The organism is Pseudonocardia humida (assembly GCF_023898865.1).
GTDB lineage: Bacteria > Actinomycetota > Actinomycetes > Mycobacteriales > Pseudonocardiaceae > Pseudonocardia > Pseudonocardia humida.
Window position 1 is genome coordinate 1 of sequence record NZ_JAGSOV010000029.1, and the last position, 14401, is coordinate 14401.

General features: G+C 76.7%; 11 protein-coding genes. 8 read left to right on the top strand and 3 right to left on the bottom strand.

Features of this window, described 5'->3' with window-relative positions:
• On the bottom strand, positions 1-515 hold a 515-nt coding region (locus KDL28_RS13795; protein ID WP_252438501.1), incomplete at its 3' end, for an ATP-binding cassette domain-containing protein.
• 298 nt (positions 516-813) lie between these two features.
• Here KDL28_RS13795 and KDL28_RS13800 point away from each other — a divergent pair.
• Positions 814-2148, top strand: coding sequence for a M20/M25/M40 family metallo-hydrolase (locus KDL28_RS13800; RefSeq protein WP_252438503.1), 1335 nt, complete (start codon positions 814-816; stop codon positions 2146-2148).
• 31 nt (positions 2149-2179) lie between these two features.
• Here the strand turns inward: KDL28_RS13800 and KDL28_RS13805 are convergent, their stop codons facing one another.
• Positions 2180-3238, bottom strand: coding sequence for a glycoside hydrolase family 172 protein (locus KDL28_RS13805; RefSeq protein WP_252438505.1), 1059 nt, complete (start codon positions 3236-3238; stop codon positions 2180-2182).
• Between the two features lie 215 nt (positions 3239-3453).
• On the opposite strand from KDL28_RS13805, the gene KDL28_RS13810 reads away from it, so the two are divergent.
• The 5 genes from KDL28_RS13810 to KDL28_RS13830 all read left to right on the top strand — a co-directional run bounded on the left by KDL28_RS13810 (position 3454) and on the right by KDL28_RS13830 (position 10485).
• A complete protein-coding gene (locus tag KDL28_RS13810; RefSeq protein ID WP_252438507.1) occupies positions 3454-4278 on the top strand; it encodes an MEDS and STAS domain-containing protein in 825 nt (274 codons plus the stop codon).
• Positions 4279-4442: 164 nt separating this feature from the next.
• Positions 4443-5207 carry a TetR/AcrR family transcriptional regulator gene (locus tag KDL28_RS13815; protein WP_252438509.1) on the top strand — a complete coding sequence of 255 codons (765 nt, stop codon included), beginning with the start codon at positions 4443-4445 and terminating at the stop codon, positions 5205-5207.
• Positions 5208-5343: 136 nt separating this feature from the next.
• Positions 5344-8853, top strand: coding sequence for a BTAD domain-containing putative transcriptional regulator (locus tag KDL28_RS13820; protein ID WP_252438511.1), 3510 nt, complete (start codon positions 5344-5346; stop codon positions 8851-8853).
• A 221-nt stretch (positions 8854-9074) separates the two neighbouring features.
• Positions 9075-9887 carry a DUF899 family protein gene (locus KDL28_RS13825; protein WP_252438521.1) on the top strand — a complete coding sequence of 271 codons (813 nt, stop codon included), beginning with the start codon at positions 9075-9077 and terminating at the stop codon, positions 9885-9887.
• Between the two features lie 13 nt (positions 9888-9900).
• A complete protein-coding gene (locus KDL28_RS13830) occupies positions 9901-10485 on the top strand; it encodes a dihydrofolate reductase family protein (protein WP_252438513.1) in 585 nt (194 codons plus the stop codon).
• A 50-nt stretch (positions 10486-10535) separates the two neighbouring features.
• Here the strand turns inward: KDL28_RS13830 and KDL28_RS13835 are convergent, their stop codons facing one another.
• A complete protein-coding gene (locus tag KDL28_RS13835; RefSeq protein WP_252438515.1) occupies positions 10536-12116 on the bottom strand; it encodes an alpha/beta hydrolase in 1581 nt (526 codons plus the stop codon).
• 163 nt (positions 12117-12279) lie between these two features.
• Between KDL28_RS13835 and KDL28_RS13840 the strand changes: the two genes are divergently transcribed.
• Entirely contained in the window at positions 12280-13122 is an 843-nt protein-coding gene (locus tag KDL28_RS13840; protein WP_252438517.1) for a 2-keto-4-pentenoate hydratase, read from the top strand.
• 85 nt (positions 13123-13207) lie between these two features.
• Positions 13208-14335: a 5-methyltetrahydropteroyltriglutamate--homocysteine S-methyltransferase gene (locus KDL28_RS13845; RefSeq protein ID WP_252438519.1), complete on the top strand. Its 1128-nt coding sequence runs from the start codon at positions 13208-13210 to the stop codon at positions 14333-14335.
• The last annotated feature ends 66 nt before the right edge of the window (positions 14336-14401 follow it).

The window sequence follows — 14401 nt, forward strand, 5'->3', positions numbered from 1 at the left end:
TCGTGGGCGGTGGGGGGCTCTGCGGCCCGCAGCCCGGGCGGGCGGGTGGCCAGGGCCCTGGCCACCGCGACGCGCTGGCGCTGCCCGCCGGAGAGCTGGTCGGGGTGGGCGCCGGCCTTCTCGTCCAGGCCGACCAGCTCCAGCAGCTCGGCGACGCGGCGGCGGCGCTCGGGCTCGCGCACGCCCGCCGCCTCCAGCGCCAGCGCGACGTTGCCGGCCACCGACCGCTGCCGCAGCAGCGAGTCGCCCTGCGGCACGACGCCGATCCGCCTGCGCTCGGCGCGCAGCGCGGCCCCGCGCAGCGCGACGAGGTCGGTGCCGTCGACGCGGACGGCGCCGGAGTCCGGGCGCTCCAGCAGCGGGATGCAGCGGGCCAGCGTGGACTTGCCCGCGCCGCTGGGGCCGACGACACCGCACACGGTGCCGGCGGCCACCTCCAGGCTGACGTCGTCCAGGACGCGCGTCGGCCCGGCCGCGCCGGGGAAGGACTTGGTCAGGTTCTCGACCGAGATCACGGGTGCTCCCTGCGCGCCGGGGTGTCCCGGCCGCGCGGCGGTGACCGCTACCGGGGTCGCCGGTCAGCGGGTGAGGGGGTGGGGCAGGAGGGTGTGCGTCAGCCGCCGGGCCGACAGGCCGTGGTGGTGCGCCGGCACTGGTCGACCACGCGACGGCGGGTCAACAGGCGGCGGGCGGCGAGCATCATCGCCGCAGAGTCAACCCGCGCGGAACAGGTCCGGCAACCCGGATCGCTGTGCCCTGCACTACACGGCCCGTGCGCTTGTCGGCACCGGGCGGGCGCGTGAGGATCGACCGGTGAGCGCGGAGCCGGTGCTGGAGCGGGAGGCGGTCGAGCTCGCCCGCGCGCTGATCCGCATCGACAGCACCAACACCGGCGACCCGGCCACGATCGGCGACGGCGAGGCGCGCGCGGCCCGCTTCCTGCGCGAGCGCCTGGCCGAGGTCGGCTACGAGACGCACTACGCCGAGTCGCACCCGGGCCGGGGCAACCTGGTGGTCCGGCTGCCCGGCGCCGACCGCGACCGGGGCGCGCTCGTCGCGCACGCGCACCTGGACGTCGTGCCGGTGCACGCCGCCGACTGGACCCACCCGCCGTTCGGCGCCGAGGTGCACGACGGCGTCCTGCACGGGCGCGGCGCCGTGGACATGAAGGGCTACGCCGGGATCCTCGCCGCCGTGGCCAGGGACTACGCCCGCCGCGGCGTGGTCCCGCGCCGCGACCTGGTCTTCGCCTTCTTCGCCGACGAGGAGGCGGGTGGGGTGCACGGCGCGCGGTGGGTCGTCGCCGAGAGACCGCAGTGGCTGGCCGGGGTCACGCAAGCGATCGGCGAGGTCGGCGGCTTCCCGGTTCCGCTGCCCGGCGACGGACCGGACCGCCGCGCGTACCTGCTGGCCACCGCGGAGAAGGGCGTGGCCGCGGCGGTGCTGCGGGCGCGCGGCCCGGCCGGGCACGCCTCGCGCCCGGCCGCCGACGACGCCGTGGGCAGGCTGGTCCGCGCGGTCGCCGCGGTGGCCGCGCACCGCTTCCCGGTGGTGCGCACGCCGGCGACCGCGGCGTTCCTGCTGGCCTGCGCGGGGGCGGGCGACGAGGTCGGGGCCGACGAGCTGGAGCGCCTGCTCGACGCGCTCGGCCCGGCCGGCCCGATCGGCCGGGCGGGCCTGCGCGACCTGGCCACCCCCACCGTCCTGCGGGCCGGGTACAAGACCAACGTCGTGCCCGGGGAGGCGGTCGCCGAGCTCGACTGCCGGGTGCTCCCCGGCCGCGAGGACGCCTTCCGCCGGGAACTGGCCGAGGTGCTCCACCGCGCCGTCGGGGACGGCGTGCGGCTGGAGTGGCGCGACTGGATCCCGCCGATCGCCGCGGCGCCCGACGCGCCGCTGGTCGAGCGGATCGCCGAGGCGGTGCGCGCCGAGGACCCGGCCGGGACCGTCGTCCCGTACCTGATGCCCGCCTCGACCGACAACAAGCACCTGTCCGCCCTGGGCATCGACGGCTACGGCTTCACCCCGCTGCGGGTGCCGGCCGGCTTCGACGCCTTCGGCCTGTTCCACGCCGCCGACGAGCGGGTGCCGGTGGACGCGCTGCGGTTCGGGGCCCGGGTGACCGAGCGGATCCTGCGCACGGCATGACCGGCGGCCCGTCGCGGCGCACCACCACGGGTCAGAGCGCCTCCAGCTCGTCCGCCACGGGTGCCGGCGGGCGCGCGGTGCTCGTGGCGTCGAGGTAGAACAGCGCGGTCGAGGCGACGTCGTCGTGGCGGCGCAGGTAGCGCCCGCCCGAGCGCCACCCGAGCGCCTGCACGTCGACGCGCAGGTCGGTGGCGAAGCGGATCGGGTCGGGCACGTGCCAGCGGTAGAGCCCGAAGCGCTGCTGGCTCTCGTAGAGCCCGTCGGGCCGGATGATCTGGTGCAGGCCGAGGTAGGGCGTGCAGAAGGCGGTGTAGCCCTGGCCCGGCACGTCGAAGTTCCAGGCGCCGCCCACGTAGTCCTCGGTGCCCGTGCCGCAGATGGTGGGGAACTCGTCGTCGCCGTCGAGGTAGAACTTCACCTCGCCCTCGCCCCACCACCCCCGCGAGTTGACGCCCCACGCCAGGTAGGTGCCCACGTACTGGCCGGCCCCCCGCACGCCCTCCAGCAGCGTGTGCAGCCCGCCGCGCACCGGGTTCGAGCGGCGCCACTGCGCGTGCAGGTACCCGGCGCCGTCCTCGACCGGCCCGTCGTCGTAGGTGATCTGGAAGTACAGGATCGCCGGCCGGTCCGACAGGTTCTCGCAGCTCAGCCGGGCACCGGCGCGGAACGGCATGGGCCAGTAGCCGTTCATCCCGCCGTGCGGGTTCACCGCCACCATCGCCGAGGACAGCTGGGCGAAGCGCCCCCACCCCTGGCCGAAGAAGTCGCCGACCGGCACCTCCACGGCCGGCTCGGGGTCGCCGTCCCAGTGGGCCCGCAGCAGCAGGGTCCGCCAGTGGTCGGGATGGGTGGTCAACCAGATGTGGGTGATCCGCCCCGGCCCGGCGACGTCGGCCAGCACGGCGGTGGCGCCCGCCGGGATCTCGATGCTGGGCGAGATCTTCCACCCGCGGCCGAGCTCGCGGCCCGCTCCCGCCCCGGTGCCCTCGGTGGCCCGCCCACCGCCGGCGCGGGTCCCCGTCGGGTTCTCCGGGCTGATCGAGCGGGTGGCGACGCCGGGGCGCAGCCGGGACGGGTCGGGACCGGGCATGCCGCCAGATCATGCACCAGCACGGTGGGCCCCGCCGGTCCTGCGCAGATGCGAGGTCGCCCGCACAGGCGCCGCCGGAGGCGCACCAGGCGTACCTTCCGCCCCGTATCGATGCCGCAGGTGCGCCGCCGGGCGGCAAGGCCTGCTTCGATCGGGGGAACGGCTCTCGTCCGGTGGCCTGGATCGGGTCGTGCTCGGCGGGATACCGTCGGGGCGTGTCCGTGCACGGCCGCTCCGCCCCCGGTGAGGACGGGCATCGGCTGCTCCTGCACCGCTCCGAGGTGGAGCGGGTCACGAGGCTGTCCGGATGGGTCCGCGAGGGGCTCGCGGGCGGCGAGAAGGTCGTCTACGTCGAGGGCGACACCGGCGTCGGGCGCGGCGTGCTGAGCACGCTGTCCGCCCAGGGGATCGACGTCGGGTCCGCGATCGGCGACGGCGTGCTGGAGGTCCTGTCGCCCGACGAGTTCTACCGCCCGGGCGGCCAGGAGGCGCTGCTGGACCGCGTCCTCGCCGAGGGCTACCCGTCGCTGCGGATCTCCGGGGAGGCGAGCTCGGCCTACGGGGTCCTCACCCCGGCCGCGCACCGGGAGATCGAGGACCTGATGGACCGGCTGTGCGCCACCCGGCCCGTCTCGGCGCTGTGCCAGTACGCCGTGCCGGCGATACCCGGGGTGGCGGCGCTGAACGACCTCGTCGGTCTGCACCCCGCCGGGCTGACCGAGCTGACCCTGGACACCCGCGGGGGCGACGACGGGCTGGTCCTGCGCGGCGCGGTGGACTTCACCAACGTCGACTTCCTGCGCGCCGGGCTGGTGGCGGCGATGAGCGCGGCGGACGCCGGGGGTTCGCTGCGCGTCGACCTGTCCGAGGTCGAGCACCTGTCGGCGAGTGCCTGCCGGGCGATCGCGCAGGACTGCGGCCCCTTCCGGACGTCGGGTCCGCGGCTGCTGCTGTGGGGCGTGCGGCCGGTGGTCGCGCGCGTGATGCGCCTGTGCCGGCTCGAGGGCCACGGCGTCGAGATCGTCGAGCGCGCCCGCTGATCCCCCGGCGTCGTCGCCGCCACCCGATCCAGCTCGATCCCTCCGGCCCCGGCCCGTCCCGAACCGTGCGCGAGTGCGGTTCGGGTCGGTGATCGGGTGATCGCCTGCCGCGGGATTCGGCTGCCCTAAGGTCCTGCGAGACCGTCGGCACCCGGAGGAACGACATGGCGCCCCAGGAGCCGGGCCCGCAGGGGTCGGGCCCGCGACGGCCGGGCTCGCGATCCGGGCGCGGCCGGGGCTCGGTGCTGACCCCCGACCGGATCATCGACGCCGCCCTGCGCCTGGCCGACGGCGACGGCGACCTCGACCGGCTCACCGTCCGCAGGCTCGCCTCGGAGCTGGGCGTGGGCGCGATGACGCTCTACAGCTACTTCCGCAGCCGCGACGACATCCTCGACGGCATGGCCGACCACGTGCTGGGCCGGATGCGGTTGCCCGCCGGACCGGCGGCCGGGCCGGCCGAGGCGATCCGCGAGGTCGGGGTCGCCTTCCTGGACATGATGCGCGAGCACCCGACGGTGGTGCGCCTGCTGGGCAGCCGGGTCACCACCAGCCGCCCGGCGCTGCTCGGCGCGATGGAGGCGCCGCTGCAGCGCCTGGTGGACGCGGGCATCCCGGGGCCGGTCGCGGTGCGCTGCTACGGGTTCCTCATCACCTACGCGATCGGGTTCGCCAGCTACCAGGTGCCGCGGCCGTGGGGCCGGGCCCCGGAGCCCGGCTCCGGCCGGGAGGACGACGAGCAGCGGGCCGAGGCGCGCCGGCAGCGCTCGCACGCGTACTCGGCGATGCCGATCGACCGGTTCCCGCGGCTGGTGGAGCTGGCCGAGGAGCTGGTCACGCTGCCATCGGACGAGCAGTTCGCGCACGGGCTGGAGGCGTTCGTGACGGCCACCGTCGCGCAGCTGGAGCGCGACCACCCGCCGGCGTGAGCCCGCGCGGCGGAACGCCGGGTGACGCGGGACCGATCCGGTCACCGCCCTCGCCCCGGGTGCTGCACTGGGCGAAGCACGCCTGAGCCGGAAAACGCACCGGCGCGCGACCTGGCCGCCGGGGCAGGATTGCGCCGTGGCAGACGGGTCCGGCATGTCGGGGGAGGAGCTGCGCGCCCGCCGGGTCCGCGGCGGGCTGACCCAGCGGGAGCTCTCCCGGCGGGCCGGGCTGAGCGTGCGCGCGGTGCGCGACATCGAGCAGGGGCGCGTCCGGCGGCCCCAGCGGGACTCGCTGCGCCGGCTGGCCGCGGCCCTGGGCCCGGACCCGACCGTCCCGTCGACGCCGCCCGGCTCCCCGGCCGACCGGCTGGAGCTCGCGGTGCTGGGTCCGCTGGCCGTGCACCGCGCAGGCGCGCCCGCGCCGGCCGGGCCGCTGAACCAGCGCTGCCTGCTCGGGTTGCTCGCGGTGCGGGCGGGCCAGGTGGTCTCCCTGGAGGAGATCATCGACGTGCTGTGGGGCGAGCACCCGCCCGCGACCTGCCGCAACCTCGTCCACGTCCACCTCTCCCGGCTCCGCAGGCTGCTGCGGACACCGATCACGGGGGTCGGGGGCGGCTACCGGTTGGCGGTGGACGGCGACCGGCTCGACCTCCTGCGGTTCGACGAGCTCACCGCCCGGGCCCGGGCGGCGCGGGACACCGACCCCGAGTCGGCGCTCGACCTGTTCGCCCGCGCGCTGACGTGCTGGCGCGGCCCGGTGCTGGCCGACCTGACCGCCCGGCTGCGCCAGCACCCGGCCGTGGTGGCGGTGTCCCAGCGCCGGCTCGCGGCGGTGCTGGCCCACGCCGACACCGCGATCGCCCTGCGGCGCTACGAGCCGGCCGCGCAGCGGCTGCGGGAGCTGGTCCACGAGGAGCCCCTGCACGAGGGGGCGTACGCGCGGCTCGTGCTCGCCATGGCGGGGTCCGGGCAGCGCGCGGCCGCGCTGGAGCTGTTCGCCGAGCTGCGCGCCCGGCTCGTCGACGAGCTGGGGGTGGAGCCGGGCATCGAGCTCCGGGAGGCGCAGGCGCGCGTGCTGCGCGGCGACCTCCCGACCGGCGGGCCGGACCACCGGTCGCTCGCGGACCGGGCGGCCCCGCCGCCGCCCGCCCAGCTCCCGGCGGATGTCGCGGGGTTCACCGGGCGCGCCGAGCAGACCGCGCGGCTGGACCGCCTGCTGCCCTCGACGACCGCCGAGGGGGCGGGCGCCGTGGTGGTCGCCGTGATCGCCGGCATGGCGGGCGTGGGCAAGACGGCCCTGGCCGTGCACTGGGCCCACCGCGTCGCCGCCCGCTTCGACGCCGGGCAGCTCTACGTCGACCTGCAGGGCCACTCGTCCCGCAGCCCGCTGCGCCCGCTGCAGGCGCTGGCCGGGTTGCTGCGCGCCCTCGGGGTGCCGGCCGACGAGGTGCCCGTCGAGCCGGCCGAGGCCGCGACGCTGTACCGGTCGCTGGTGGCGCGCAAGCGGGTGCTGGTCGTACTGGACAACGCCGCCGACGCCGAACAGGTCCGTCCGCTGCTGCCCGGGAGCGCGGGCTCGGTCGTCGTCGTCACCAGCCGCGATCGGCTGACCGGGCTCGTCGCCACGCACGGCGCCCGCCCGCTGCCGCTGGGCGTGCTCGCCGTCGAGGACGCGGTCGAGCTGATCGCGCGGGTGCTCGGGGAGTCCGGGGTGACGGCCGAGCCCGCGGCGTGCGCGGAACTGGCCCGCGCGTGCGGCCTGCTGCCGCTCGCGCTGCGGATCGCGGCGGCGAACGTCCTCGCCGGGCCCGAGCGGTCGATCACGGGCTACCTGGCGGGTCTGCGCTCCGGCGACCGGCTCACCGGCCTGGCCGTGGAAGGCGACCCGCACACCGCCGTCCGCGCCGCCTTCGACCACTCCTACACGCGCCTGGACCCCGACGGGCGCCGCCTGCTCCGGCTGCTGAGCCTGACCCCGGGCCCCGGGACCAGCGGGTCGGCCGCCGCGGCGCTGAGCGGGTGGACGAGCGCGCGGACGACGCGGCTGCTCGGCCTGCTGGCCGAGGCCCACCTGGTCGAGCCGCGCGGGCCGGGCCGCTACGGGCTGCACGACCTGCTGCGGCTCTACGCCCGGGAGCGCGCCGACGCCGAGGACGGCCCGGCGGAGTGCGGGGCGGCACTCGGGCGGCTGCTGGACTGGTACCTGCGCACCACCGATCGGGCCGCCCGGCTGCTGTACCCGGGGATGATGCGGCTGCCGATCGGGCCGGACGAGGCCGGATCGGCGGGAGCGCCACCGGCCGGTTTCGCCGACGGCGCGGGGGCGAGCAGCTGGCTGGACGCCGAGCGGGCCGACCTGACCGCCGCCGTCGAGCACGCCGCCGAGCACGGGCCCCGGCCCGTGGCGTGGCTGCTGGCCGACGCGCTGCGCGGGTACTTCTGGCTGCGCCGGGACACCGTCGAGTGGCTGGCGGTGGCCCGCGCCGGGCTGGCCGCGGCGCGCGCCGCGGGCGACCTGCGCGCCCAGGCCGCCGCCCACCACAGCCTCGGCGGCGCCCACCAGACCCTGAGCGCGCACGACCAGGCGATCGAGCACCACACCAGCGCGTTGGCGCTGTCCGAGCGGGCCGGCTGGAGCAGCGGGCGGGCCACCGCGCTGAGCGCGCTCGGCCGGGTCCACTGGTGGTCCGGTGGCCTGCGGCAGTCCCTCGACCACCACACGCGGGCGCTGGCCCTGCACCGGGAGCTCGACCGGTGGACGGGCGGGGCGAACGCGCTGCTCAACCTGGGCCTGGTGGAACGGGACCTGGGCCGGCTCCGGCAGGCGCTCGACCACGAGGCCGAGTCGCTGGTCCTGCACCGCCGCACCGGCGCGCGCGACGGCGAGGCGCACGTCCTGAGCGCGCTGGGGGAGATCGAGCGCGACCTGGGTCGGCTCGACCGCGCCCGCGGGCACCTCGCCGAGGCCCTCGCGCTGCACCGGGAGCTCGGCGACCGGTTCGGCGAGGCGAACGCCGTGGTCGGCCTGGCCGCGGTGCTCGGCGACGCCGGCCACCGGGCCGAGGCCCTCGACCTGGCGCGGGCCGCCCTGGCGCTGAGCGTCGAGATCGGCAACCGGGCGGGCGAGGCGCGGGTCCGCAACACCCTCGGCGGTCTCCGGCTGCGCCTCGGCGATCCGGAGGACGCCGCCGACCAGCACCGGCGGGCCCTCGACCTGGCGCGGCGGACCGGATCGCGCGCCGCCGAGGTCTGCGCGCTCCTCGGGCTGGCGGCGTGCTGCCGGCGGCTCGACCGGCCCGCCGAGGCCGTCGAGCACGGATCGGCGGCCCTGGCCGGGGCCGGGGAGGTCGGCTTCCTGGTCCTCGAGGGCCACGCCCGCGTGGAGATGGCGGCCGCCGAGCACGCGCTCGGCCGCGTCGCCGCGGCCGCCGACCAGGCCCGGCGGGCGGTGGACGCGCACCGGGGGACCGGGCACCGCCTCGGCCAGGCCCGGGCCCTGCGCGTGCTCGGCTGCGTGCTGGCCTCCCCGCCGGGCGGCGGTCACGACCGCGAGGCCGCCGCGCCGCACTGGCGGGAGGCGCTGGCGTTGTTCACCGCCGTCGGCAGCCCCGAGGCCGACGACGTCCGCGCGCTGCTGGCCCCCTGAGGACCCGCGGCCCGTTCCGCCGCCTCCGCCGCCGCACTTCTGCCGGTCCTCCCGCTCAGGGTCCCCGCCAGATCCCGCGCCAGGCGCGGTCGTGTGCAGGTCACGCCGTCCCGCCCGGCGGACGGGTGCGGTCCGGGCCCGGCCAGCGTTCGTTCACCCTCCGCACGGGAGCGCCCCCTAGCGTGTGGATCATGACTTTCTCCGACGGGGGACCGGACACGATGACGACCACACCGAGCGACCCGACCACCGACCTGCCCGGCCGCCCGCCCGTCGTCGACCAGGCCACCTGGCAGGCCGCCCGCGACGAGCTGCTGGTCCGCGAGAAGGCCCACACCCGCGAGGGCGACGCGATCGCCGCGGCGCGGCGCCGGCTGCCGATGGTGGAGTTCGACGGCACGGTCGAGGTGGTGGGAGCCCATGGCCCGGTCCCGTTCCGGGAGCTGTTCCAGGGCCGCGACGAGCTCGTGGTCTACCAGCACATGTGGTACGACGGCGCCCCGCACCAGGGGCAGTGCGAGGGCTGCACCACCACCCCGTGGCACCTCAAGGACGCCGCCTACCTCAACGCCCGCGGCGTCTCGTTCGCCGTGCTGACCACGGGTCGGTGGGAGGAGGTGGCCCCCTACGTCGAGTTCATGGGCTACACCGAGCCCTGGTACTCGGTGCGCGGCGCGGCCGCGCCGGTCGGCGGCGAGATGGGCTCCATCGCCTGCTTCCTTCGCGACGGCGAGCGCACGTTCCTCACCTACTCCACGACCAGCCGGGGCAACGAGCGCGTCAACGGCTCGTTGGGTCTGCTCGACATGACGCCCTACGGCCGCGGCGAGGCGTGGGAGGACAACCCCGAGGGCTGGCCGGAGGGGTCGACCTTCCAGCCCGACGGGGGTCGACCGAACGGGTCGTGCTGGTACTGGCGCTCGACCGCGGACGGGACCGCCGACTGGGGCCCGACCAGCCGCCCCGTGCCGCAGTGGACCCGCCCCGGCGCGACCCCCGCGCAGAGTCTCGGCCGGCACGGCCGGCACCACTGACTGAAGGAGAGCCATGACCGCCGAGTACACCTTCGACATCTTCTGCAGCCTCGACGGCTTCGGCTCCTACGGCGAGGCAGGCGACTGGGGCGGCTACTGGGGCAAGCAGGGCCCGGAGTTCCTCGAGCGCCGCCTCGCCCTGTTGGGCGAGGAGCAGCGGATGGTCCTCGGGGCCACCACCTTCCGGCAGTTCGTGCAGGTGCTGCCCCCGCTCACCGCGCAGTCCGAGGTGGACGACCCGGTCAACACGCGGATGCGGAAACTGCCGACGACGGTGGTGTCGACGACGCTGCGCGGACCCCTCGACTGGCCGGACGCGACGCTGGTCAGCGGCGACGCCGTGGACGTCGTCGCCCGGCTCAAGCAGGAGTCCGCGGTGCCGCTGCGCTCGCACGGCAGCGTGTCGATGAACCGGGCGCTGATGGCCGCCGGCCTGGTCGACCGCGTCCAGGTGACGATCTTCCCGGTGATCACCGGCCGGACCGGGGTGGACCCGATCTTCCGGGACGCGGCCGACTTCGACCTCGAGCTGCTCGAGAGCCGGACGCTCGACGGGCGCACCCAGGAGCTCGTCTACCGGCCCACCCTGCACGGCTGAGCCCGGCCCCGCGAGCCGTGGAAGCGGTCGCGCCGCGCGTACGGCGGGCGTCACCCGCCGGTCGGCAGGGCCGCCAGCGAGGTGGTGGCCGGCGGCTCCTGCGCGCAGGTGGTGCCCGGGGCGGGCAGCGCGTCGGTCAGCAGGTGCGCGTCGACGGCCGTGTCGATGCACGGCCCGGACGCCCGGTAGGAGCCGTGGCCCACGCCCTCGCGGGTGAGCAGGTGCCCGTCCTGCAGGCCGGCGGCCAGTGCCTCGGCCCACGCGTACGGGGTCTGCGAGTCCTCCCGCCCGCCGACCACCAGGATCGGGCCGGCGCCGTCGGCGGTCAGCGGCTCGGTGAACCGGTCGGGGTTGTCGGCGGGCCAACCGAGGCAGCCGAGCATGACGTTGGACGACAGCGCGCCGAACCGCGGCGCCGCGGCCATGATCGCCTCGGCGTTGGCCGCGTGCGCGGCCGGGTCGGCGGGCACTGCCCGGTCCAGGCAGTTGACCGCGAGGTTGGCCTCGGACAGCCCGCTGGGCGTGCCGTCGGGCTCGCGGGTGAGGGCCTGTGACAGCGCGAGCAGGGTCGAGCCGTCGCCGCCCTGCGCGGCGAGCAGTCCCCCGGTGAGCACCGGCCACAGCCTGCGATCGAACACCGCGGTGCGGGCGGCCAGCAGGGCGTCCGCACCGTCCAGCGAGCCCGCAGCACCGGTGGGCGAGGTCGGGACGTCCAGCGGCCGGGCCTCCAGCTGGTCGATCAGCGCGTCGAACGCCGCCTCCGGCTCGCCCGCGCCGAACGGGCAGGCCTGCGCGCCCTCGGCCCGGCACGTCTGGAACCACCGGTCGAGCTGCTGCTCGCCGCTCACGGCCTGCTCGAAGGTGGCCTGCAGGGGGTCGTCGCGCCACAGCCGCGGGTCGACCGCGGCGTCGAGCACCATGCGGTCGACCCGGCCGGGGAACAGCGTGGCGTAGGTGGCGCCCAGCAGGGTGCCGTAGGACAGGCCCAGGTAGCTGATGCGCTCCTCGCCCAGTCCCGCCCGGACCAGGTCCATGTCGCGGGCGACGGCGTCGGTCGACATCTGGTCGAGCAGGGCGGGGTCGACGCCGGCCACGCAGCCCTCGACGAGCGCGCGGTACTGCTCCTGCAGCTCGGGCAGCGGCAGCCCGCCCGGCAGGTCGGGGTCGCTGTCGGCGGCCAGCTGGGCCTCGCGCTGCTCGTCGGTGAGGCAGCGCACGCCCTGGCTCTCGCCGACGCCGCGCGGGTCCATCCCGATCACGTCGAACCGGGCGGCGACCTCCGGGGAGACGAACGCGTACTCGCCGGCCGTGTCGATGGTGCGCACCAGGTCGACGGCCGGGCCGCCCGGCCCGCCCGGGTTGACCAGCAGCGCGCCGACGCGCCCCGCGGGGTCGGTGGCGCGGTGGCGGACCAGGGCCAGCGGCACCGTCGGGCCGTCGGGGTCGGCGTGGTCGACCGGGACCGGGTAGGTCGCGCAGTCCAGGCCGGGACCGCACTCGGTCCAGGCGATCGGCGGCGCCGGGGGCTCCTCGGCCGCCGCGGGGGCCGTCGCCGGCGCGGCGCAGCCGGTGACGGCCAGTGCCGCGGCCAGCAGCCCGGTGAGCACGGTGGTTCTCCGGTGGGGACGCATGCTCCCATCGTGATCGAGCGGTGGGGCCGGGGTCAGTCCCCGCCGTCACCAACACCGCATGACGCTCGGGACGACGGCCGATGACAGGTGTCATCAGCCGGAGGGTCCGCCGCGCGTACTAAGTACGGTGTGTTGGTCGCACGCCGAGGACGGGAGACCACCCATGCCGGACAGGCAGCCCCCGCGGATCGAGGAGGCCGCCGAGCGGCTCCGCACGGCCGCGCGCACGCGCACGCCGTGCCCCCCGGTGCGCGACCTGCTCCCCGACGGGACGGCGCGCACGGCGTACGCCGTGCAGAACCTGCTGACCGAGGCCGCGCTGGCCGAGGGCCGCCGGGTGGTCGGGCGCAAGGTGGGCCTGACCTCGCCCGCGGTGCAGGCCCAGCTCGGGGTCGACCAGCCCGACTTCGGGGTGCTGTTCGCCGACATGGCCGTGGCGCCGGGCGCGGTCGTCGACTCGGGGCGGCTGCTGCAGCCCAAGGTCGAGGCCGAGATCGCGTTCGTGCTCGGCGCCGACCTCGACGCCGCCGACATCGACGAGGACGCGGTCCGCGCGGCCACCGGGCACGTCGTCGCCGCGCTGGAGATCGTGGACAGCCGCATCGCCGGCTGGGACATCACCTACGCCGACACCGTCGCCGACAACGCCTCCAGCGGGCTGTTCGTGCTCGGCGAGCAGACCCGCCCCCTGGCCGACCTCGACCTCACCGCGGTGCGCATGGAGCTGCACGACGCCGTCGGCGCCGTGGTGAGCGACGGGGTCGGGGCGGCCTGCCTGGGCGACCCCGTCCGGGCGGTGCTGTGGCTGGCCCGGACCTGCCGCGACCTCGGCGCGCCGCTGCACGCCGGGGAGGTCGTGCTGTCCGGGGCGCTGGGCCCGATGGTGGCGGCCCCGCCCGGCTCGCGGTTCACCGCGTCGCTGTCCGAGCTGGGGACGGTGTCGGTCGGGTTCTCCGGCGAGCGGTCGCCGACGGGCGCGGTCGAGGCGTCCGGTGTCGCGGGCTGAGGGGGCGGACGTGGCGACCGAGGTCGCGATCATCGGACCGGCGACGCGGGGTGCGAGTGCGCGCTCGATCGAGCAGGCTGGCGCCATGACCGATGTCCCCGGGCCGCCCTTCCACGCCGACCACGTCGGGAGCCTGCTGCGGCCCCTGTCCCTGCACACCGCCCGGGAGCGGTTCGCCGCGGGCGCGATCGACGCGGCCGAGCTGCGCGCCGTCGAGGACGAGGCCATCGCCGACGCCGTGCGCCTGCAGGCCGACGTGGGCCTGCGCTCGGCCACCGACGGGGAGTTCCGCCGCGAGACCTGGCACATGGACTTCATCTACGCCATCGGCGGCATCCGCAAGGTCGAGGGCGACAGCCCGGTGACCGTGCGCTTCCACAACGCCGACGGCACCATCGAGTGGCGCCCGGCCGGCCTGCAGGTGCACGCCCCGCTCACGATCGACGAGCCCATCTTCGGCGCCGACTTCGCCTACCTGAGCTCCCTCGTGGGACCGGGCCAGACGGCCAAGCTGACGATCCCGTCGCCGTCGATGGTCAGCGCCCGCGGCGGAACCGCGGCCATCGACCCCGCCGTCTACGCCGACGAGGACGCCTTCTCCGCGGGGCTGGCCGCGGCCTACGCCTCCCAGCTGCGCGGCGTGGCCGCCCTCGGCTGCACCTACCTGCAGCTCGACGACACCAGCCTGGCCATCCTCAACGACCCCGCTCAGCGCGCCGCGCTGGCCGAGCGCGGCCGCGACGCCGAGCACGAGCACGAGCGCTACATCCGCCAGTTCAACGCCGCGCTGGCCGAGCGGCCGGCCGGGATGACGGTCACGACCCACCTGTGCCGGGGCAACTACCGCTCGTCCTGGGTGGCCGAGGGCGGTTACGACTTCGTCGCCGAGGCGCTGTTCGGCGAGCTGGACGTCGACGGCTTCTTCCTGGAGTACGACGACGACCGCTCCGGCGGGTTCGAGCCCCTGCGGTTCGTGCCCCCGGGCAAGCGGGTGGTGCTGGGCCTGGTCACCACCAAGCACCCGCGGCTGGAGGACCCCGACCAGCTCAAGCGGCGGATCGAGGAGGCGTCGAAGTACGTCCCGATCGAGCAGCTGGCGCTCTCGCCGCAGTGCGGGTTCTCCTCCACAGTGGAGGGCAACGCGCTCACCCGGGAGGAGCAGATCGCCAAGCTGGAGCTGGTGGTGCGGGTGGCCGGGGAGGTCTGGGGCTGACGCGGACGCGGCGGCGGCGGGTCGGAGTGGACCGTCGGGGGCGGCCGGCGCAGAGCGGCCGCCCCC